The organism is Serratia sp. 22278 (genome assembly GCF_052045405.1).
GTDB lineage: Bacteria > Pseudomonadota > Gammaproteobacteria > Enterobacterales > Enterobacteriaceae > Serratia > Serratia marcescens.
In genome coordinates, this window is record NZ_JBQEOW010000005.1 from 168386 (window position 1) to 191119 (window position 22734).

Consider the following 22734-nt stretch of genomic DNA (forward strand, 5'->3'; position numbering starts at 1 on the left):
TACCGAAGCCCCATTGGGGGCCTGGGTATCAGAAAGCGATCGACCCCTGCACGAAGAAGGTGCGCGGTTCGCCGACGTACTTGCCGAAGTTATTGTCGTTGGAGCGGGTGAAGTAGCGCTGATCGAACAGGTTTTTCACCCCGGCGCCCAGCGTCAGGTTCGACAGCTGCGGCCCGAAGTTATATTCCCCGCGCATATTCCACACCATGTAACCGGCGATGTTGCCGAACTGGCCATCGGCGCTTTCCTGCGTGATGTACTCCGGCCCGGTGCCCGGCGAATGCTGTTTCGACTGCGCATAACCGTCCAGATTCCATACCCAGTTGCCGGTGGCGTAACGCGTACCGACGGTATAGACCTGGCGCGAGTAGAACGGCAGATCTTTACCGGCGAAGTCGCCCTTGTCGGTGCTGGCCTTGGTGTAGGTATAGCTGGTGTAGACGCTGGCGCCGTCGAGCTCCCGATTCAGCTCGCTGAGATCGTAGCTGAGCGCCAGCTCGATGCCTTTGTGCTTGGTGGCGCCCATGTTGGTCCAGCCCACGTCGTTGCTGATGTACTGCAGCTGGTTATCGAAGTCGATGTAGAACAGCGTGGCCTCGGCCTTAACCACGGTGTCGTCGTAGCGGGTGCCGAACTCATAGGTGCGCGCTTTTTCCGCCGTCAGCCCCGGCGCCGGCTGGTTGCCGTTGCCGCCTTTGGTCAGTTGGAAATACTGCATGCTGCCGAACGAGGTGTTGGCGTTGGCGAACAGTTTCCAGGCGTCGGACAGGTGGTACATCACGTTCAATGACGGCAGCGGCTCGCTGTAGCTTTTCTCGCGGCTAATGTTGTTGAACGAATCGTCCACGTGGGTGCGAATGCTTTCATAACGCAGGCCCGGCGTGACCGTCCAGTTGCCGACGTTAATGGTGTCGTCGATATAGAACGCGTTGGCTGCGGTGCCGCCAGAGGTGTGCTGGTAATAGTCCGGGGTCTCCGGCGTCGAGCCGATATTCGCCGGGTTATACCAGGCCGAACGAGACGCCTTTTCATCCATGGTTTCATTCAGGTAGCGGTAACCGAGGGTGATCTCGTGCGCCATATCCCAGAAACGGAAGACCTGCGAGTAACTTGGTTCGATCGCCCAGGTTGAATAGTGGCGCGGATAGGAAACCATGCGCCGCTGGCCCGCGTTTTTGCCGGTGCCTTCCGATTCGATGTTGCTGCCGCGGTAGCTGTCGGTGAAGTAGGTCAACACTTCGAACTGTTTGTCGTCTTCCTGATGTTTGTACTTGAACGACATATCCTTGCGGCGGCCTTCGAACTGATCCCACGGCCGCGTGGACTGGAACGGGTTCTGCGCGTATTGCGCGCTGCTCAGCCCGCCCGGCATGCCGGCTTTGGCGTCGTAGTAGTGGAAATTGGCCAACAGTTCGTCGCGATCGGTAAACGCATAACGCGTTTTCAGCATGAAATCGTCGATGTCGGTGTTGTCGTTGTTGTCGCGGTAGCCCTGGCCGTGCAGGCCGGAATAGAGCAGTTCGGCGCCGAGGCCGTTGTCTGCGGTGCCGCCCACGGAGGCGCTGGTCAGGGTCTTCAGGCCGCCGTGGCTGGCGCCCTGGGTTTGTACGCTGGCGGTGCCGCCAAACGTTTTGGGAATGTCTCGGGTAACGAAGTTGATCACGCCGCCGACGTTCTGCGGCCCGTAGCGCACCGCGCCGCCGCCGCGCACAACGTCCACCGATTGCAGATTACCGATAGACAGCGGAGCCATCGACAGCTGCGGTTGGCCGTAAGGCGCGACCGCCAGCGGGACGCCGTCCATCAGAATGGTGGAGCGTGGAGAAAGGCGCGAAGTCAGGCCGCGCACGCCGACGTTGAGCGAGATGTCGCTGCCGCCGGTGCCGTTGCTGTCGCGCACTTGCACGCCGGGTACGCCGCGCAGGCTATCGGCGATGGTTTGGTCGCCCTGTTCGTGCATTTGCTGCTGGGTGACGATGGAACGCGCGCCCGGATGGTTGAGCAGCACCGAACTGGTATCAGGGTTGTCCAGCCAGTTGCCGACGACGGTCACGGTGTCGGTATCGTTCTGAGATGAGTTATCAGTAGCAAGGACAGGGAATGCGATGGCGATGGAAGCCGTCAGCAGAGAAAGCCGAAAAAGAGGTGACATAATAATGCCTTAAGAGTTTCAGACCCGGATGTATTTTTTAGAAAAGACAATCTTAATGATAATTATTGGCAAGTAAATAAAATTGTTACGGGATAGTTAAGTAGGCAACTAAATAATGACTGCGGGAAACAGGGCCCGGCTGGCGGGCCCTGGCGGGGGTTATTGTGGCGTAAGCCAGAAGACGCCGCTGTAATCCAGCGCGGTGAATTTCCGGTGCACCATTTCGATATCCGCTTGCGGATCAATATCTTTAAACAGCGCCGGGTGCAGGAATTTGGCGATCGCCTCAACCGCGATAAAGTTGAGCGGCGTGTCGTAAAATTGATGATAAATCGCCATCACGCGTTTTTCTTTCACCGCTTTCAGCACGTTAATGCCGGTGCGATCCAGCAGGTGCGCCAGTTTCTTTTGGCTGGTGGCCATATCGGTGGCGTAACCCAGCGGCACCGCCAGTGTGCCGCGATGGCCGCGGCTCCAGTCGGCGCCGGTCAGCAGATAGAAATCCGGGTTGCTGCTGATCACCTGTTCGACGTTCACTTCACCGCCCATGTCTGAAAACAGCGTGCTGCCGATATTGTTGCCGCCGGCGGTATCGATGAACTGCCCGAAACTGCCTTTGCCGAAGGTGTTGCAGCACTGTTCGCCTTTGATGCCGGCGCTGCGCTCGATGAAGACGCTGGGGCGCTGTTCCGGTTTCAGCGTGGCGACCCGCTGCCGCACCAGCTCGAGGCGCTGCTGATAGAGACGGATGAAGGCGTCGGCATTGGGCTGCTCGTCAAATACTTTACCCAACAGTGCCATGCTGGCGATGGTGTTGGTCAGCGGCTGTTGGCGAAAATCGATGATCAGCACCGGGATACCGACTTTTTCCAGCTGGGTCAGCACGCCGCTGTCTTTCAATTTGCTCAGCAGGCCAATGTCGAAAATGATCAGATCCGGTTGACGTACCACCGCGCTTTCCACGCTGAAATCACTGGTGTAGGGGTTGTCGAAGGTGGGGATCTGCATGACCTGCGGGAATTTTTTCGCGTAGGCTTCAACCAGATCCGGCGCTTTGACCTTCAGCGAGTTGTCCCAGGCGATGATGTTTTTCAGCGGCTCCTGCGGATGCAGAATATTCAGTGCCAGCAACGCGCGGGCATCGGCCAGGATAACGCGTTTTGCCGGTTGCGGCAGGGTGACCTGGCGGCCGGCGACATCGGTGACGACGATCGGCGCGGCTTGAGCGGCGCCGGCCAACAGTAAAACGCAGGCGGCCAACCAGCGGCCGGCTTTGGCGATAAGAACAGCGGGCATGAAGATCCTTGGGTAATAGGCGAAGAACGAGAACGCAATGATAAGCGATATCCTTTCGATTTTTGAACTCCCACAGTGCCGATAGTTACTCATGGCCCATCAGCGGGTCGCTGACGCTGTGTTCGCCATCTTCCAGCCGCCCCGACAGACGACGCAGCCAGCCCCCGGCGCTTTGCAGCGTAATATCGTACCAACCGCCGCTGGCGCGGGCGTCAAACGCTTGCTGGTGGCTGCCGCCCGCAGGCAGCGTGACAGGCCACGGGCCTTGCTGCGTGTAAGGGCAGCGTTCGAGGGTGATCGCTATCGCTTCGGTGCCCGGGTTATTCAACTGCAGCAGCAGGTTGCGGCCCGTCGGGCGCAAACGCACCTCAGGCTGCGGCCGGCTCAGGGCGCCGCGCAGTTCACGATGAAAGCCGTTGGGGCCGAGCAGCCACAGATGGTACTCATTTTCTGCCCGCCAGTCGTCGCTGACCGCCTTGCCGGCCTCGACGGTATAGCGACGCGGGATTTGCGTCAGGTCTCGCCGATCGTAGACGTGAAACACCGCTCCCTGCTCGCCGGTATTGAACAGGTTCAGCGTCACGCGGCGCTGCTCGGTCGCGACGCTGGCCTCGACGTGCAGCTGGTAGGGCAGAGCGCGGGAAGGGCGCGCCAGGCGGCGTTGGTGGGGTAAACGCTGGTGGGTGGGCGGCGGCAGCGGCACCTGCGGCAGCTGTTCCTGACGCTGGCGCAGGCCGTCAGCGGCGTGGCGGCTGGTGGCGGGCAGGCTCGGCAATGCTTCGCCGTTAGGATCGACAAAGTTGAACGCCGAAGTGAGATCGCCGCACACCGCGCGGCGCCAGGCGCTGATGTTGGGTTCATGCACCTGAAAGCGCTTTTCCAAAAATTGCAGCACCGAGGTGTGATCGAAAACCTGTGAATTGACCCAGCCGCCGCGGCTCCAGGGCGACAGCACCAGCATCGGGACCCGCGGGCCGGGGCCGTAGATGCGGCCGTCCGGCGGCGGTTGATCCTGCGAGCCGGGCGGCGCCACGTGCTGGAAGATCTCGGTGTCGAACGGTACGGTCGATTTACCGGCGAAGCTGCCGTCTTCGCGCAGCGACGGCGCGGAAGGCGAAGGCATATGGTCAAAAAAGCCGTCGTTTTCGTCGTAGTTGACCAGCAGGACGGTTTTACTCCACACCTCCGGGTTGTCGGTCAGCGCGTTGAGGATCTCTTGGGTGAACCAGCCGCCCTGCACCGGGCTGGAGGGATCGGGATGTTCCGAATAGGCCGCCGGCGCGATGATCCAACTGACCTGCGGCAGTTTGCCCTGCTGCACGTCGGCGCGGAATCCGGCCAGCATGGCGTCCAGGTCGTTGCCGTCGGCGGCCGGCAGGGTGTTGCCGTTGCCTTTGTAGAGCGGTGCGGCCTCGTTGAGCGCATCGCTATAAGGCACGAAAGCGTTGAAGTCTTTCGGCGGCCGCGCCGGGTTGCCCACTTGAATGCTGGCGGCGCGGTATTGGCGAAAACCCGCCAGCGGGTTGTCGGTAAAGTTGTCCGGCAGGAATTGATACACCTTCCAACTGACGCCGCTCGCCTCCAGCCGTTCCGGATAGGTTGTCCACTGGTAGCCGATGTCCGCCGGGCCGGGGCTGTCCCATTCGTTGACCACTACCGCCACGTCGGCGGCGGACGGGCCGTTGGTGCCGGTCCAGTGGAACAGCCGGTTGGTGTTGGTGCCGGCGTGGATGGAACAGTGATAGGCATCGCACAGGGTGAAAGCGTTGGCCAGTGCGAACTGGAACGGCAGCTCTTGCTGACGGTAGTAGCTCATCGAGGCCGGCGTTTTGTAGGTGGGCCAGGCGCTCATGCGGCCGTGATCCCAGGCGGCTTGCTCATCCACCCACGAGTGCGGCGTGCCGGTGACGCGCTGGGCGTTGCCGCGTTTGCTGTCCAGATGGTAGGGCAGCACCAGCCGTTCGGCCCCCTGTTGCTGCCAGACGAGGCGATCGCCGGGCAGTGGGATGGTAAAGCGATCGCTGAAGCCGCGCACGCCCGGCAGGGTGCCGAAGTAGTGATCGAAAGAGCGGTTTTCCTGCATCAGGATCACCACGTGTTCGACGTCGCGCAGGGTGCCGGTGCGGTTGTTGGCGGGAATGGCCAGCGCTTTGCGAATCGAGGCGGGCAACAGCGAGAATGCCGATCCGATGGCGGCAGCCCGCAGGATATCTCTGCGTGAAAGGTCAGGCATGCGTCGTTAATCTCCGTCAGTGTGCTTTGAAGATAGCCGCTGACGACGATAATGGTGAAAAATAACAGGGAGATGAAAGCGAGGGAAACAATGCTCCCTGGCGGGAGCATTGGGGGGTAACGCTTACTGCCTGATCAGGCGGCCGAGCGCCGGCGCCGTCTCGAAATCGCTGCGGAAGGGGTTGATGTCCAGGCCGCCGCGGCGGGTGTAACGCGCGAACACGCTGAGTTTTTCCGGGCGGCAGCTCTGCTTGATGTCGTTGAAAATGCGCTCGACGCACTGCTCGTGGAATTCGTTGTGCTGGCGGAAGGAGATCAGGTAGCGCAGCAGGCTTTCGCGATCGATTTGGCGGCCTTCATAGCGGATCACCACGCTGCCCCAGTCCGGCTGGTTGGTGACCAGGCAGTTGGATTTCAGCAGATTGGAAGACAGCGTCTCCGCCACGCGTTCCCCTTGATCGGCCGCGCCGCTCAGGTATTCCGGCTTGAAGGCGAAGTCGTCGATCGCGATATCCAGGTCGTCGATGTTGATGCCCGGCAGGCGATCGATTTGCGCCGGGTAACCTTCCAGCCCCGGATAGAGTTTGACGGTGACCTGGCCGTTGGCCGCCTGCGACAGATCTTTTTGCATGGCGGCGCTCACCTGTTCCACGCTGTCGAAGCGCGTTTGGTTGAAACTGTTGAGATACAGCTTGAACGACTTGGATTCGATCAGGTTCGACGAGGAATGCGGGAAGGTAAATTCGCCGATGCCCACCACCGGCTTGCCCTTGCCGTTGAGCCACGACAGCTCGAAGGCGGTCCAGAGATCAAAGCCGCTGAATGGCAGTTGCCGCTCGTCCACGCCGATCAAATCGCGGCCGCGCGCGCGCGGCAAGGCTTCGAGCAATGCGGGAGCATATTGATCCGGATAATCGGAGTTCGCGCCAAGATGGGTGATCTTATCTTGCTTTTGGATATGCATATTCATTGCCCTTTGCTTGTTCGGTATTGATGTAGCGGTTAAACAGACTGCGGGTGGCGTAGATCGGCCCGACGCCCAGCAGGGCGTAAACCACCTTGATCAGGAACTGCGACAGGATCATGGTCTTGATGATGTCCCAGCTCAGCACGTTGTAAAACGCCAGCGTACAGAACACCACGCTGTCGATGGCCGACGCCACTACGGTACTGGTGATCACGCGCACAAACAGGTAACGGGAGTTGGTCAACTCTTTGATTTTGCAAAGCAGATAGGAATTGACGTTCTCGGAAATCAGATAGGCCGCCGACGAGGCCACCAGCACCGCCATGATGCTGTGCACGATGCCGTTGTAGGTCTCGCTGTACTCCCACTGCGGAATGCTCGGCACCAGCGTTGTCACCCAGACTCCCAGAACGAAGGTCAGGTTGGCGATAAACGAGATGATGATGGTGCGCCGAGCCAACCGCAACCCATAGAATTCGTTAAGGATGTCCACCAGAATGAACGTGAGCGGGTAAATGAAGATCGCCGGCGGCGTGATGAGATTCAGTACCGGGATTTGGATCGGCTTGACGCCGCACAGCGTTGAGAAAATATAAATCACGCTGAGCGCCACGGTAATAATCAGATAGGCGTACCAGGAGCGTTCGTGGCGATCGCTGAGCTCGTAGGCGGTTTTTTGTTGGTTATCGCCATAGAGTTTGCGGTACAGCGCCTGCAGCTCGTGCCGGCTCAGATCTTCTGATATTTCGCTGTCGGCCAGCTCATTCAGCCCCATGGTAATGGTTTTGCCGGTGGCCAATACCATGACATTGGCCGCGATGGTGCCATGCCGGGTGAAGCCCAACAGCTTGAACTTCTGATTCGGTTCCATTTATAACCTTTCTCCAACGATGTAACCCAGGAATTGCACGGTGTCCTGAGGGCGTTTGTCCATGCTTTCGCTGTCTTTGTCTTCAACCACAAAGAAGCCGCTTTTTCCCGAGTGATACAGCAAAGGCGAATCGCAAATCAGTACCGGCGGGCGTTTGATGATGATGACCTCGCCGGGAATAAATGACCCTTTAATTTCGGTCTCTATTTTCATTGCCAACATGTTCGACTCATCGCCGAAGAAATAAGTCAAAGGGAACTCAGTGACCAGCTGCCCGATCTTGCGCTGCGAGACGGCCAGATAGCGCGACTGCGGGATCACCGGAATGGCGGAAGGGTTCTTGTTGCCTTCGGTGGACAGCGTTTCGTTAAGCAGCTCCAGCTTTTCCAGATCGTAATCTTCGATCTCTTCACAGGAGACACCGAAGAAATCGGAGATCCGATTCACGGTGGATTGCTGAACGTTGTTCACTCTTCCGTCAAGAATTTTGTAGAGGGTAGTGCGCGTCAGGCCGCTGCGATTGGAAAAGGAAGCCTTGGTTTCACCGCGGGTACGCATCAGATATTCAATATTTTTAATGATGTTGATTTTGCGCTGTGCGTTGGTGGTTTTCATTGGCTGTCCTTACAAACATTACGCAGGCTTCACTATATCTTACGCATTGGCGTTGTCCAGATAAAAAGGCGCGGACGGGCGGGTAACGAACTGATTATTAGTGGTAATTATTGTTTATCGTCAGCCGTTTAGCGCAGTGATGTCAGCGGAGGTGGCCTGCTTCCTCTGCGAGAAAGATAAAGCCGTGCAAATCAATTGATTAGGTTTTACTTATGGAAAAGTGAACACAAAAGCCGGTTTTATGTTTACTTTTATGTTGACCAAAGCCGATTTCATGGGCTACTGTTCATGCAAGCTGAAGCTTTTCTTTACGATCAAAATACGGAAGCCGACAGTTTTTATAATAAAAAGCTCAGAGGGGGCATTGCCACACTCTGAGCATAAATGGATAGCTTGCTACCGACACCAGGGACCCTAACCACCACGGCCGCTTGTCTGCGCGATCGGCCCCTTCTTTTGCATTGAATCCCCTTTTCGAGCGTCAAACACTCCCCAGAGACCTGGAGGAGTGCATTATCGCGTTCACGAAAATCAGAGCGATTTCTGTGATGCCAGCGGTTTTTGCGCCCGGCTGAAGACCAGTTTAAGCACCCAATACAGCAGGCTGGCAGCGACCAGGGAATTGATGGTCGGTACGCCCCATTCGGTCGCCAGGCCGACGGCGCCGCCGGCGATGCTGGCGACGATCGCTGCCCAGCCGATAGTTGGCGTTTCGTTCGGCAACTGGCCGGTACGGCGGCTCTCATCCAGGATCTTGCGATGGCTGCGCAGCAGATAATAGTCCACCAGCATGATGCCGATAATCGGCGGGAAGACCACGCCAAGCACCGTCAGGAAGTCGACAAAGCGGTCAAGAATGCCCAGCACCGACAGCGTGGTGCCCAGAATACCGATCACCAGCGTAGTGTAGGTGTACTTCAGCTTCTTGCCGGTGATGCCTTCCACCGCGTTGACGATGCCCAGCGAAGAAGAGTACAGGTTGAGATCGTTGACGCGCAGGGTGGAGAACACCACCACCAGCAAACCGGCGCCGCCGGCCGCTTGCGACATGATGGTGACCACATCCGCGGTGCCCAGGGTTTTGGCGATCAGGATCGCCAGGCCGTTCACCACGAACTCGCCGGCGATGATGGTGAAGAGCGTGACGCCGAGCACGTGCTTGCCGTTTTTGGAGTAACGGGTCAGATCGGGGGTCATCAGGCTGGCCACGATGGCGCCGCCGACGACGATGGTGATGCCGGCGCTGATGGTCAGCGGTTCACCCGGCGGCGCCAGCTGGATGATCTCCTGCAGGTTATGGCCGGAAAGCGCGGTCACCGAAATATAGGCCACCAGCATGATGAACATCGGCACCGCGATACGGGCGGCGATGCGCAGCGCCTTGAAGCCGAATGCCACCAGGATGGTCAACAGCGTGCCCGAGAGCCCGGCGGCCAGGCCAAAGCCCAGCTTATTGCCGAGCGCGAAGTCGAGCGATTTGGCGAAAATGGCGTTCTGAATGCCGAACCAACCCAGCAGGCTGACGGCAACCACCACGCCGATCAGCACCGAGCCCAGACGGCCGAAACCGCACCAGCGCGCCAGCAGGCTGCCGGAAATGCCTTCGCGCATGCCTGCCAGCCCCAGGCCGAAGGTCACCACGCCGAAGATCAGGCTGCCGACAAAAATGGCGGTGAAGGCGTCAATCAGCGTCATGGAGTTGCCGAGCACGGCGCCGAGCATGAACTGGTCCAGCGCGGTCAGCATGCCCATATGCACGATGGCCACGCTTAAAAACGAAACTCGTTTATCTTGCGGCACCCGGGTGAGCGGATAATCTTCGATCTTTATCACGGTGAGATCTTCCTTGCGGTTCAAATAAACTGAATGCCTTTGGTTATCAGGCGATCGGGAATGTAGTTATCCAGATTGGCGTATTTGCAGTATTCCTCAAATTGCTGCTGAGTATGCACGTTGGCCTTCTGGTAAATGTTATAAATGCGGTTTTCGATGGTCTTATTGCTGACATTATAGATTTTGGCTATCTCTTTCACTGTAAATCGTTGCAGCATAAGGAAAATGACATCGAGTTCGGCACGGGTGAACAGCTCGTTATTGACTTCGGTGGTCAACACGCTGGGTTTTTGCTGGTTGATGTACTTCAACGGCGACAGGCTGTTCATCGGCTTGGCGTTCCAGATCACGCCAATCACCTGTTTGTCATCGTTGTACACCGGCAGCTTTTCGCTGATAAACGGCGTCAGGCTGTCTTTGCCGTACCAGTAGTGCGTTTCTATGACCGTGACCCGATCGCGCGCCGCTTCGGTCATTTTGTCATGTTCGATAAAGTCGGCGGCGGAGTCGGCCCAGTCGGCGGGGAACTCGTGGTCATATTTGCCGGCGACGTCGAAATTCAGCGGCGTATTGGTATAGAGATAAGCGGCGCGGTTCATATAGAGGTGGCGGGACAGGTGATCTTTGATGCCCCAGGGTTCGCTCAGGTGCTCCATCATGGTGATGAGGCCCTTAAAATAAGATTCATTATTTTTATGCGATGACCCCATACCCACCTCTGTGCCGCTCAGGCCGCGTTACAGGCTTTTAGCCAGATAATGGCGGGTGTGGCGATGCGCATAGTCGCCCAGTTCGCCGTAGACCCGGTAGCCCAGTTTTTCGTAGAAGCCTCTGGCCTGGAAATCGAAGGTATCGACATAGGCCATATGGCAACCGCGCTTGCGGGCTTCTTCTTCGGCCAACTCCATCAATTGGCGGCCGTACCCGCTTTTGCGGCATTGATCGCCAACCCACAGATACTGCACTTCCAGGCCGCCCCACCAGGTGCGCGCGACCAGGCCGCCGACGATCTGCTGGCTGTCGTCGGTAACGGTCAGGAACAGCGGGTGAATGTCTACGGGCTGGGTTTTATGATTGTGCGCCCAAAGGCTGTCGATAACGAACTCTTCATCCTGCGGGTTGGGTTTGTCGGTGATATTAATATTCATTTTTAATATAATTCCCTGATTTAATTATTCAAAACTGAACTAGGCGCTTTCGCCCCAACCGCTTCTAATATCACTTTCGTTAATGTATTTCAAGGGTGGTTTTCACCCTTTTCCACCTGGTGAGCGGGCGCTTATGATAGGCGCCACAGGGAGAAGAAAATAGTGAAACAGGCGGTATTAAAACGCTGAAATGCCCTGCTTACACCATCTTTTCCTACTTGCGCCTCACCAGGGCCCCACCGGGAAAACTGCAGTACTGTATGGCTCCACCGGATAGAGCAAGCTCACTTGCCGACGGGGGAGCCACTTTGTTTTTTGACGCGCTCGCCCGCGGCCACCGTTCTCTGTCTCAGATATTAAACACTCTTCTTAACAGAAGATATGCGCCGCAGATGAAAATGTGGCCGATACATTCTGAGCCGCGGATTCAGTCTTCTGCGATGACGCTGTCCAGCGCCGGCTCGATGGTCGCGCCCAGCATGGCGCCGTGCCCTAAGGTGGGCCATTCCCGATAGCCGACGGTGAAACCGTCGAGCTGCGCCAGCTGTTCGGCCAGCAAATGCGTTGCGTCCGCCGGCAGAGCGGGGCTCTTCACGCCGGGCGGGGTCGCGCGATCGCGTTCCGCCAGGCCAACCCACAGTTGCAGCCTTACCGCCGGCGTCGCGCGCCGTTCCGTCCTCTGCTGCGCTTTTTGCAGGATCATGCCATTGCCCCACCACAGCGAGGGTTCCACGGCGATATAGCGCTGAAAGGCGGCGGGATGGGTAAACAACGTGTGCAGAACGAAGAGCCCGCCGTAAGAGTGCCCCCACAGCGTCTGCCGCTGCGGATCGACCGCCAGTCTGGCGGCGATCGCCGGTTTGATCCGAGTTTCAATCAATTGCAGGAACGCATCCGCGCCCCCGCCGGACCGCGGCGGTGTCTTCATGCCTGCCGGCAGAGGGAGCGTATAGTCGTAGGCGCGGCCGGCGGCATCGATGCGCAGATCGTTGTCATAGCCGATCATGACCAGCACCGGCGGCCGCTTCGCCGCTGCCAATTTGGCCAGTAAGGCGGCGTTTAACTCCATCAGCACCGCGTTGCCGTCAAGGAAATAAATCGTTGGATAGCCGTCCGGCTCAGGCGCCCGATGCGGTTGGGCGATGCGAACGCGATAATGCCGTCGGCCATCGGCGGAGGTGAAGCGCAGGTCGCTGAAACGGTAATCCGCAGAATCGCTATCGGCTACGGTAGCGCCGATCTTGCGTTCCAAATCGGGCCTGGCCAGCACGGAGCCCGGCAGCCAAAGGCCGATGGCGAGCGCCAGAAGCGCAGAGATAAAATGCCGGTTGGACAAAAACATGCGGGTTAACACCTTCGGAAAAAGGCCGATAGTAGCATCCGTTCGCGCCCGGCAAAAACCTAGCTTTAGGGCGGACATTCCGGCCGAGAATGGCGGCCAAAACCCGGAAGAGGGGCGCCAGTTGCTTTGCCGGGTTAATAGCAACTCATTGTTATTATTGGTAAGTCAGGAATAAGAGAGATTGCAATTAATTAGAAATGGTTATGATTTTTATGGTGAGAGGAATGGCGAAGGGAGGGGGAACTACACGGTTATCAACGATTTTTAGCAAAAAAAGCCCTATAAAATAGGGCAAAGACACACAACAACACCAGGGAAACTTTCCGGTATCTTATATTATAGCTTCCTATACATATAGAACATTTTATTATAAATATGTAAGCGATTCTTATTGATTATTTAATGCCATTATTTTTCAAATGGTTATGTGGTCCGGCTGAGGCATTGCTCTTGGGTCGGCTGCGGGCTATCAGGGATGGGGGCGGGGCTTTTCTGTAACGGCGGCATGAACAAGCGAGGTCATTGGCCCGATAACCCTCAGGGCAATACCGGCCGGCAGGCTGCGAACATGCCGGCCGGTATTCCTCCTCGCGCTGGATACTGCGCCGCACGATCTTCTCTGCGGGCGTCCGGTGAAAATCAGTGCTGTTGCAGCGTCAGCATCTTGCCAAGCAAAATATCGGTCGGCGGCAAAATATCCGTATCCAACCCGGCGGAGGGGGTAAAAGTCAGTTCGCCAAAAATGATCTGGCCTTGCGAGATGTAGAAATCAACGCGAACAAACTCAAAGGGCGCCGACAAGCGAGTGGCGTACTCAAACAGTTCATCATATCCCTCAGGTTTCACGAAAGCGTTTATCTCCTCCTGGCTCAATGCCAGGCAGTCCTCGCTATAGCAAAGGAACTTGAACTCTTTGTCGAAGAAGTAATATTTTGGCGTCCCGGTATCCCTGCCGACGCACAGTAAGGTGCAGTAAGGCACACCGCGGAAACAATAGATTTTATAGTCTTCAGGCCCGTGACCATTGGCCGATTCGATATATTTTTCCCCAATGATCTTTTTTTGTATCCCTTTGTAGTTGAGTTCTACATAGGTTTTCCAGTAATCGTCTTTCATCCACCCATCAATCAGATGAGAGGCGCTTTTAATGTTCAACGATTGCTTATTTTGGCAAATTAAATTATACCCTGAACCGTGGTTTCCCTTGATGACAAATTTATCAGGCAGCGTTTCCCACGGTATTTCCTGCACTGAATCACAGGAAAAATACAACTCATTAAGAATCTCTTCACATCCCTTTTCTTTGATGTACTCTCTCACCGCATATTTATCTGCACATTGAGTCACTAATGCGTTATTACTGTAGTCATTCAACTTAAGATGATTTATCTTTTCATTCCAGGTTGAGGGGGACTGTAAATTCAGCGGTTTGCCAAATGCCCTTTTGTATATCAATCTGGCCTTGAATTCGGGGGCTAATACGGCCAGCTGATTCAGAATAAACTTCTTGAATTGTCTCTTCATATACGTAATTCCATCAAAGCATAATGACAATGATTAAGACGTTCTTGTATTTAAAACGCGGGCGGCACGCTTTCACTGCGCCATTGAATGGCTGTCGGCGTTGTTCCCAGATCAAATGGCTTGTGCTCTAACGCCCGATTAAGAATACGGGCCGATCGCCAGGCCATCAGGCTCAGCTGAGGATCGGCAATGCCGTGATTATGCATACTGGCGTTCATCGCAAATAAGCAGTTCTCCGCTGGGCCTTCCCACTCAAAGGTAAAGTCAGGGGCTATGCGGTATTCGCCGTCCGCAGTCTTCAACAACCGGTGGGCCAAAGGCTCAAGGAACTCAGGCGTCGCCGATTGATAACCGGTGGCAAAGATCACCACGTCCGCCTTGAAGGTTTCCTGGCCGTGATCGAGATGATGACGCGTTTCGAGCTGATAGGCGTTATCCAGCGTGTGTTTCACGGCCATCAGCGAACGGCTGGGCAGCAGGCGCACCCATAATTTCTCGCGCAGGACGTCGAAGCGGTGGTACATGGCGCGATAAATCGCCAGCAGCGACTCACTGGTGATGCCATCTGAGGTCATCTTCTGTTCGGCCAGCATATGCCGCTTGGCCGCGCTGTCCAGTGAGTAAAAGCTCTCGACGTAATCGGGCGTGAAGTATTCGTTGGCAAAAGCAGCCTCATCGAGCGCATTGTAGTTGTTGCGGCGCGATATCCAGTCGAGCTGCTCCGGCTGCCCCCATTCCCCTTTAAAAATATTCAGGAACAGATCTGCGCCGCTCTGGCCGCCGCCGACGATCGCCACGCGTTTCCCGGTCAGATCGGGGTTGCGCAGCATCATTTCGCTGGCGTGGAAACAGCGATCGCTTTGCGTCGTCACGCAATCCGGCAACTTTATTTTCTTGCCTATACCTATGCTGACGTGTTTGGCGTGGAAGACCTTATTCGAGGTGGTCACCACGAACTGGCGCTGCCGATCGTCAAATTCGACCCGCTGAACGTCTTGATTGAATGCCAATGATCCCATACCGGCGGCGGCCCAGGTAAGGTAATCGGCGAACTCTTCGCGCGATGCGGTGCGCTGCTCCGTCGTCAGGAAACGATAAAATTTTCTGTTTTTCACCAGATAGTTGAGAAAGCTGTAGCGATTGGTTGGGGCAACCGCACTCACTAAATCTTTTAAGAAGTTGGTCTGCATACTGCAATCCGCCAGGATCATCCCTGGGTGCCAGGAGAAGTGAGGCTTGCGTTCAAGGAATTGTCCCGTAAATCCCTCTATTTCACTTCCTAAGGCTGCCAGGCTAAGATTCGATGGGCCAAGGCCAATACCGATGATATCCAAACGCTGATTCATTAATAAGCTCCAGTATAATGAGAATAATACCCAGAAATACGGCTGCAGATAGGGTGGCTTATAGCAACCAGGCTGCCTTTTTCTTATAAGTAAGCTTCACGAATTAAATGTAATTAAACGGTGTACGGGCCAAAATGCCGTATTTTTAAATGCCCGTTGAGAATTCGGTAGCGCATCAGGTAAAGGCTACAGGCGTATTTCTTTCCATGAAAATCCCTATGAAGGTTTGCGCGTGTATTTAATGAATATTCCTAAGTAAAAATCCGATGCCGCCTGATTCATCAAGCCATGAAAACGGCCACCAGGGAGGATGTCCACCGTATGAGTTCTTATCTGCTTTTCTGGTGTATATGCCATTGCATTGCCGGGATCGGTGTATTCGTTGCTTAGAATAGCCTTAAAATAGGCGCGGGGAAGGTGAAATAACGTGATATTAGAGGCAGGATGCTTTTTGCAAAGATGAAATCGGAAGTGAAATTATGAAATTTGTGCGTTGTGAGATGGTTTTTATCATTTAATTCAACGTGTTATTTTGTTTTTTGCGGCAGAGTATCACACTCTTTCACTGAGGTGATACGCACGCTTCTGTACCTTTATCTCCTCTTGTTGCCCCCCGAACGGCAATATTTTACCCCGAGTTGCATCACCCTAATGGGCGCGGATGGTTCGCGTTAACTACCGGGGTCAGGATTCGTTTAATTAATGCCGGACAAAGGCTGGCCGGAGAGGACGCTTGCTCGAGCCGAGTGTGAAAAAACCTGGCCACGCTGGCGCAACGATCGCGTCCGATCCGGCAATCTGCCTTGTCATCATCATTGACCATTCTTACCGACAATAAAAATCTTTTGGTCAGCTCGGGGCATTTTTGCGCGCTGGACAGAATGACAACCGTTGCGCCAAAACCGTGAAGACCTGCCAGGTTGATCAATCACGGGAGCTTCAAATTGCTGAGGTAGTCATACTGGGCTTGCGAAATGTCCAGTTCCCCATCGCTGAAAAAGACTTTTATAAACATATCGCCCTGGCCGACGATATCGACACGTTGGTAGGTTCCCGTCACAAAACGGCGCACGATAGCCTGAATGGCAGCGGTATGATTAGCAGGAACTGCATTGTTATCCGTGACTTTCTGTTCAAAAGTAATAGGGTGCTCTGCCTGAGGATCGGGACTGTATTGTGCGCGTTTGGCTGCGCTTTCGAACTTGAAATCATTAAAGGCGTTGTGGGTGGAGTTAAACATATCGGCAAGGTTTTTGATATGCGCCGCCATCTGATTCACGACCATGGTTTTATTGGTCACGAAGCGTTTACCCAAATAAGTGCCAGTCACTACCGCGAGCTGGGCGGCATTTCTGCCTAAAATGCTGCCTACGCCAGAACCGGCCCCCGTCCATAATCCCGCGATCAAAACCAGTCCGGCTCCGCCGACGGTACTCGATGCGATATTCTCAAAATGCTGAACACGTGCCCCCATTTGCCATGAGGTTCCGGGAAAAGAGACATTAATGCGGTTATCCAGGTGATTAATTCTTCCGCCTGGTCGTTGTCCTGACTCAATATTATTGGCTGTCAGCCGGCGGTTGTTTTCATCTTTGAGTTCACCCAGCGTAAACGCGATCTGTCCGGTCTCCGTTTTTGTTAATCGAAAGACTTCTTCTGGTGACAGAGACCTGACGAGGATCAGAGCCTCATTTAAAATCTCACGGGTCAAAAAGTTGGCTGACACCCGATTATTCGATTCGTGTTGCGATGTCAGAGCTAAAATTTCATGTGACTTAGGAAATGCCATAATCCCCCCGCCATTACGATATGCACCGTAATGTGATTAGCTTTCTTTATTTTGCTTAATATCCCAGCCCATCTGCACCGAAGCTCCTTTATTGCCTTGCTTCGCTTGCTCCCAATATTCCATCGATACTTTACCGGCCTGAAAAGAGTATTCAATGCCTAGCGTGGAACCGTGCTCGACACCGATGAAGTCGGTATGAGTCACTAATACATCTTCCAGGGTAATACGGGTATATTCCACTTCCTGCCCACCGGCTTTGCAAAGCGACAACTGCACTTTGGCGAGGTGTTTACCGGCCGAGCAGTATTTCAATAAGGCAGGAGTCGCTTTATCTATCAGAGCCTGTACGGTCAGATCGCGAAAATTTACTTTACCCGCACCGCCGCCGCCGCCAACGGCCATATTGCCAGGCTGCCGCGCGCCCCAGTTAAAGGAAAAGACATCGATCCATTGCTTGTGATTCGCATTTTTCGATTCGCCATTAATGCCTTCAACTTTTAAAAACATATCCATTGCCATGATTTTATCACCCGATCATTAACGTATTGTTAGGTGCCCGAATGCGCTTAGCTCTCTTTATTCTGCTTGATATCCCAACCAGATTTGCTTTCCGCGCCTTTAGTGCCGCTGCTGCCTTGTTCCCAGTAACTCATGGTGACTTTTGACGCCTGGAAGGCGTAATCAACCAGGATCGCATCATTTTGACCGACACCGTTAAAATCGGTTTGCGTCACCAGCACGTCTTCGAGAACGATTTTGGAATATTCCACCTGGTTGCCGCCCGCTTTGCAGACGGAAAGCTCGATTTTCGCGACATGTTTTCCACTGGAACAATATTTAAGAATGGCGGGCGTAGATTTGTCGATAAGCGCTTGAATACGGAGGTCTTGGTAATTCACTTTCCCGGAACCGCCCCCACCGCCGACAGCCATATTTCCTGGCTGTGAAGCCCCCCAGTTAAACGAAAGTACGTCGGTCCATCCTTTATGATTGCTGTCTTGGGACTCACCCGTCATTCCTTCAACTTTCATATACATATCAATTGCCATTGTCGTCGGATTCTCCATTATTTCGCGTTGGTAGCGGAATAGGTTAAAAATGTCTTATCAATGGGTAAAATTCAGCATAGCCTTATATGAATGAATTAACAGCAATGTTGTTTTTATTCGGAATTTTCCTAGTTTTAATCCAATATGTTGTGATTTAACAAAGTGATACCGTTATAGGTTCGTGGCTATATTCCATCACCGAATGACAATAAAACACTCGATAAACGGAGAATAGGCGTGCGCTCGTTTGACGCTTGGGTGGTCGGGGATTGGGGGGCGGGCCTTTCGTGAAAGTGGCATCTGTAATGCGAAATTGCACATCCATCGGATGATGCGGTGGCGCTTGAGCGCTGGCCCGCAGGGTGAGGTCTTCAGACCGAATAATCGAACGTAGTTCGATGGAGAGTCCAGTCCCTGAAAAGCAAAAACCCAGCCATAGGCTGGGTTCTCTAAATATGGTGCCCGGACTCGGAATCGAACCAAGGACACGGGGATTTTCAATCCCCTGCTCTACCGACTGAGCTATCCGGGCAACGGGGCGCATTAAACCGTATTGGCCGGATGGCGTCAATCGCTTTCTGTCACAAAGCCGATCGGTTGCTCTATTTTCAGGCAGCGAGCCCGGAGGGGCGGGGGACGGGAGGATATCCTCATTCAATAAATATGCATATAAAACGTGTATTTATACTACTCTAGAACGCGCCATTTATTATTTTTCAATTAAATAACAATGGATTATGTCTTGGTCAACGGACGTTCAATCAAGACGATTCTCGCTTGAACCCCGCAACGAATCATGCAATCATTGCGCAAATTTTAGCACTCTCCGTTCGCTAACGGTGTTCCCGCTTCTTATAAGCCAGAGGGTTATTGGCATGACTGGTTTTGTTGCTCAAGCGCTGCTGCGCACCAGACATCTGACGCCGCCACCGTTCCGCCGTTGTTTCCTCCGCACGTCATCCGCCCGAATACGCCTGCCGGCCATGCGGTAAGGCCGCCTGACGCTCGCTGTTAGGCATGCGTAAAGCCAGCGCTGCGGCCCTGATTTTACTGATGCCTGTCGGACGCTGCCAAGACCAGTTCCCCCGATAGCCGCCTCATGATCCCCGATCATGAGCCGGTCACGCACGCCGCTTATGCTGCCGTGCCCGGGTATCGCTTTTACCGGGATAACCGCGTTATCTCATTACCGTGCCGGTGGCACACCCTCATCCTTCACCGTTTGAGAGTCAGCATGATGAAAGAATTGAAAATCGCGACCAGCGCCAGCCTGGTCGCCACCATTGAGACGCTGCGCCAGATCGTGCGCGTAGAGCAGACGGACTACACCGACGTAGCGGCGGTGGTGGTGTCGGTCGCCGACGTGAACGCCGGCATTCTGGCGCGTTTGCAGGCGACGGGGTTCGACATTCCGACCTTCGTGGCGGTGGAAGGGGACGAGCATCTCTCGCCGGACTATCTGCCGTTTGTCAGTGGGGTTTTCGCGCTGCTGGCCGGCGCCAGCAAGCCGTTCTACATGGCGCAGCTGGAGGCCGCCGCCGACGCCTATGAGCAGGCGCTGCTGCCGCCGTTCTTCAAAACGCTGAAGACCTACGTCGAGATGGAAAACTCGACCTTCGCCTGCCCAGGGCATCAGGGCGGCGAGTTCTTCCGCAAACACCCGGCCGGCCGGCAGTTTTTTGATTTCTACGGCGAGACCCTGTTCCGTTCCGATATGTGCAACGCCGACGTCAAGTTGGGCGATCTGCTGATCCACGAAGGCTCGGCCAAGGATGCGCAAAAGCACGCGGCGCGGGTGTTCAACGCCGATAAAACCTACTTCGTGCTCAACGGCACCTCGGCGGCCAACAAGGTGGTGACCAACGCGCTGCTGACCCGCGGCGATCTGGTACTGTTCGATCGCAACAACCACAAATCCAACCACCACGGGGCGCTGATCCAGGCCGGCGCCACGCCGATCTATCTGGAAACCGCCCGCAACCCGTTCGGCTTTATCGGCGGCATCGATGCGCACTGCTTCGACGAACGCTATCTGCGCGAGCAGATCCGCGAGGTGGCGCCGGAGAAAGCCGCGGCGGCGCGGCCGTTCCGGTTGGCGATCATTCAGCTCGGCACTTACGACGGCACGATTTACAACGCTCGCCAGGTGATCGACACCATCGGCCACCTGTGCGACTACATCCTGTTCGACTCCGCCTGGGTGGGCTACGAAGGCTTTATTCCGATGCTGAAAGAGTGCTCGCCGCTGCTGCTGGAGCTGGACGAGCACGATCCGGGGATCTTCGTCACCCAGTCGGTGCATAAACAGCAGGCGGGGTTCTCGCAGACCTCGCAGATCCACAAGAAAGACGACCACATCAAAGGGCAAAAGCGCCACTGCAACCACAAGCACCTGAACAACGCATTCATGCTGCATGCGTCGACCAGCCCGTTCTATCCGCTGTTCGCCGCGCTGGACGTCAACGCCAAGATGCACGCCGGCGCCGCCGGGCGCCGCATGTGGATGGACTGCGTCAAGCTGGGCATCGAGACGCGCAAACAGCTGCTCACGCGCTGCTCGCAGCTGAAGCCGTTTATTCCGCTGCAGGTGGCGGGCAAAGACTGGCAGGATTACGATACCGATCTGATCGCCAACGACGCGCGCTTCTTCACCTTCGTGCCGGGGGAGACGTGGCACGGCTTTGAAGGCTATGCCCAGGACCAGTATCTGGTGGATCCGTGCAAGCTGCTGCTGACCACGCCGGGCATCGACGCTTCGACCGGCCAATACACCGAGTTCGGCGTGCCGGCCACCATTCTGGCCAACTTCCTGCGCGAGAACGGCATCGTGCCGGAGAAGTGCGATCTCAACTCGATCCTGTTCCTGCTGACCCCGGCGGAGAACCCGGCCAAGATGGAACAACTGGTGGAGATGCTGGCGCAGTTCGAACGTTATGTCGAAGTGGATGCGCCGCTGAGCGTGGTGCTGCCGACTGTGTACCGCAAGAACGAGCAGCGTTACCGCGGCTACAGCATTCGCCAGCTGTGTCAGGAGATGCACGATCTGTACGTCAGCTTTGACGTCAAGCAGCTGCAAAAGGAGATGTTCCGTCAGGATCATTTCCCGCCGGTGGTGATGAACCCGCAGGACGCCAACGTGGAGTTTATCCGCGACAACGTCGAGCTGGTTCCGATCGGCCAGGCGGAAGGGCGCATTGCGGCGGAGGGGGCCCTGCCGTACCCGCCGGGCGTACTGTGCGTGGTGCCGGGCGAAGTGTGGGGCGGCGCGGCGCAGCGCTACTTCCTGGCGCTGGAGGAGGGCATCAACCGCCTGCCGGGCTTCTCGCCGGAGCTGCAGGGGGTCTACATCGAGAAAAAAGATCACGGCTGGAAGCGCATCTTCGGCTATATGATCAAGCCATGAAAAAAGGGCCGGTTCGCACCGGCCCTTCTTCCATCCACGCGGGAAGCGCTACTTCCTGCGGTAGCTCTTCTGCGCGGTATTCACTTTCACCAGATAGCGGCGCGACTCGGCGGCCGGGTGCTTGGTGGTCAGCGTTTGGTACACGTCGCCCGGCTGCATGCCGTTGATGATGCCCACCGCGCGCGTCCTGTCGCTGGAGAACACCCGCAGCACGCTGCCGGCGCCGCCGTTGTAGGCGGTGATCACCGCATAGCGGCGCGAGGTCGGGTTCTGAATGCCGCCCAGGTAGTTGTTTTGCAGGATCGCCAGGTAGGCGGTGCCGGTGTCGATGTTGTTCTCCGGATCGAACAGATAGCTGCGGCTCGGGGTGCCCCATTTGCCGCGCATCTGGAACACATCCTTACCGGCGGTGTGCTGCACCACCTGCATCAGGCCCAGCGCATCCGAACCGCTCACCGCATAGGGGTTGAAGCTCGATTCGGTCTGCATGATTGCCAGGATCAGCGATTCGTCCACGCCGTATTTTTCCGACGCCTTGCGCACCATCGGCAGATATTTGTGCGCACGTTTGTCCAGGTGGTTCGGCACCAGCTGGATGGTGACCGAGTAGATGACGTGCAGGCCGGAGGTGCGTTTTTGCAGCTTGGTCTGCAGCAGGTAATCGGCGAAGTGCGCCGCGCGCCATTCCCAGCGGATCGGCGCGCCTTTGTTATCCAGCACCTGGCCGTACAGGAACGGCTCTTTGCTGATCTGGATATCGTTGGCGTCGGAATAGAGATCGATGGAGCCCGGATCGTCACCCATCAGCAGCGTGCTGATGATCGCCTGGCGCAGGTGCGCGGCCGGATCGGTGGTGGCGATGGTCTCGATGGTGATGGCGCCGGTGTCGAAGTTGATGTGGCTGCGGGTTTGGTATTGGTCGGTATATTTGACGTAGTCTTTCGGCCCGGCGATCAGAACTTCGTTCAGACCCCAGATGTTCTCGATGTTGTGAGCGAATTGCCCCATCAGAATGTCGAAGCCGTTGGTGTCTTTGATCCAGGCTTCGTTGATTTCTTCACTTTTTTTGCCGGAACAGGAGATCAGCAAAGGCGCTATTACGAGCAAAGCTAAAATTTTCTTCATCTTAAAGCCGTTTGGAAGAAGTATAAGAGGATTGAAGCGGGC

At 55.7% G+C, this 22734-nt stretch carries 17 protein-coding genes and 1 tRNA gene; 1 reads left to right on the plus strand and 17 read right to left on the minus strand.

The genetic code is table 11. The features are described from left to right. Positions 1-28: 28 nt before the first annotated feature. From ACTJJ6_RS12440 to ACTJJ6_RS12515, 16 genes are all read right to left on the minus strand, one after another. A complete protein-coding gene (locus ACTJJ6_RS12440; protein ID WP_440803642.1) occupies positions 29-2152 on the minus strand; it encodes a TonB-dependent receptor family protein in 2124 nt (707 codons plus the stop codon). 159 nt (positions 2153-2311) lie between these two features. Beyond that, positions 2312-3448: an ABC transporter substrate-binding protein gene (locus ACTJJ6_RS12445; RefSeq protein WP_049299862.1), complete on the minus strand. Its 1137-nt coding sequence runs from the start codon at positions 3446-3448 to the stop codon at positions 2312-2314. Positions 3449-3533: 85 nt separating this feature from the next. Continuing rightward, positions 3534-5681, minus strand: a complete 2148-nt coding sequence (locus ACTJJ6_RS12450; protein WP_116403794.1) for a phosphocholine-specific phospholipase C — start codon at positions 5679-5681, stop codon at positions 3534-3536. Positions 5682-5804: 123 nt separating this feature from the next. Continuing rightward, the gene (gene queF, locus ACTJJ6_RS12455) at positions 5805-6644 is read right to left on the minus strand and encodes an NADPH-dependent 7-cyano-7-deazaguanine reductase QueF (RefSeq protein WP_049299937.1); all 840 of its coding nucleotides are present in this window, start codon (positions 6642-6644) and stop codon (positions 5805-5807) included. Beyond that, positions 6622-7518: a queuosine precursor transporter gene (locus ACTJJ6_RS12460; protein WP_004937338.1), complete on the minus strand. Its 897-nt coding sequence runs from the start codon at positions 7516-7518 to the stop codon at positions 6622-6624. The genes queF and ACTJJ6_RS12460 overlap by 23 nt, the downstream gene beginning before the upstream one ends. Beyond that, positions 7519-8133, minus strand: coding sequence for a helix-turn-helix domain-containing protein (locus tag ACTJJ6_RS12465; protein ID WP_016930109.1), 615 nt, complete (start codon positions 8131-8133; stop codon positions 7519-7521). A gap of 531 nt (positions 8134-8664) precedes the next feature. After that, entirely contained in the window at positions 8665-9966 is a 1302-nt protein-coding gene (locus ACTJJ6_RS12470; RefSeq protein WP_028127599.1) for a cytosine permease, read from the minus strand. Positions 9967-9986: 20 nt separating this feature from the next. Further along, on the minus strand, positions 9987-10676 hold the full coding sequence (locus tag ACTJJ6_RS12475) for a helix-turn-helix transcriptional regulator (RefSeq protein ID WP_004937346.1): 690 nt from the start codon (positions 10674-10676) through the stop codon (positions 9987-9989). 27 nt (positions 10677-10703) lie between these two features. Continuing rightward, the gene (locus ACTJJ6_RS12480; RefSeq protein ID WP_016930107.1) at positions 10704-11114 is read right to left on the minus strand and encodes a GNAT family N-acetyltransferase; all 411 of its coding nucleotides are present in this window, start codon (positions 11112-11114) and stop codon (positions 10704-10706) included. A 427-nt stretch (positions 11115-11541) separates the two neighbouring features. Further along, positions 11542-12456, minus strand: coding sequence for an alpha/beta hydrolase (locus tag ACTJJ6_RS12485; protein ID WP_440803631.1), 915 nt, complete (start codon positions 12454-12456; stop codon positions 11542-11544). Between the two features lie 639 nt (positions 12457-13095). After that, complete coding sequence (locus ACTJJ6_RS12490) at positions 13096-13980, minus strand: ATP-grasp fold amidoligase family protein (protein ID WP_016930105.1); 885 nt, start codon at positions 13978-13980, stop codon at positions 13096-13098. Positions 13981-14030: 50 nt separating this feature from the next. Further along, positions 14031-15326: a lysine N(6)-hydroxylase/L-ornithine N(5)-oxygenase family protein gene (locus ACTJJ6_RS12495; RefSeq protein ID WP_151254411.1), complete on the minus strand. Its 1296-nt coding sequence runs from the start codon at positions 15324-15326 to the stop codon at positions 14031-14033. Between the two features lie 928 nt (positions 15327-16254). Continuing rightward, positions 16255-17115 carry a hypothetical protein gene (locus tag ACTJJ6_RS12500; protein WP_228009761.1) on the minus strand — a complete coding sequence of 287 codons (861 nt, stop codon included), beginning with the start codon at positions 17113-17115 and terminating at the stop codon, positions 16255-16257. 36 nt (positions 17116-17151) lie between these two features. Beyond that, complete coding sequence (locus tag ACTJJ6_RS12505) at positions 17152-17634, minus strand: Hcp family type VI secretion system effector (RefSeq protein WP_025304261.1); 483 nt, start codon at positions 17632-17634, stop codon at positions 17152-17154. A gap of 47 nt (positions 17635-17681) precedes the next feature. Further along, positions 17682-18164, minus strand: coding sequence for an Hcp family type VI secretion system effector (locus ACTJJ6_RS12510; protein WP_004937362.1), 483 nt, complete (start codon positions 18162-18164; stop codon positions 17682-17684). Positions 18165-18620: 456 nt separating this feature from the next. Continuing rightward, positions 18621-18696, minus strand: a tRNA-Phe gene (locus tag ACTJJ6_RS12515). A 705-nt stretch (positions 18697-19401) separates the two neighbouring features. On the opposite strand from ACTJJ6_RS12515, the gene speF reads away from it, so the two are divergent. After that, positions 19402-21567: an ornithine decarboxylase SpeF gene (gene speF, locus ACTJJ6_RS12520; protein WP_440803720.1), complete on the plus strand. Its 2166-nt coding sequence runs from the start codon at positions 19402-19404 to the stop codon at positions 21565-21567. Positions 21568-21615: 48 nt separating this feature from the next. Here the strand turns inward: speF and mltC are convergent, their stop codons facing one another. Next, entirely contained in the window at positions 21616-22692 is a 1077-nt protein-coding gene (gene mltC, locus ACTJJ6_RS12525; protein WP_004937402.1) for a membrane-bound lytic murein transglycosylase MltC, read from the minus strand. Positions 22693-22734 lie beyond the last annotated feature (42 nt).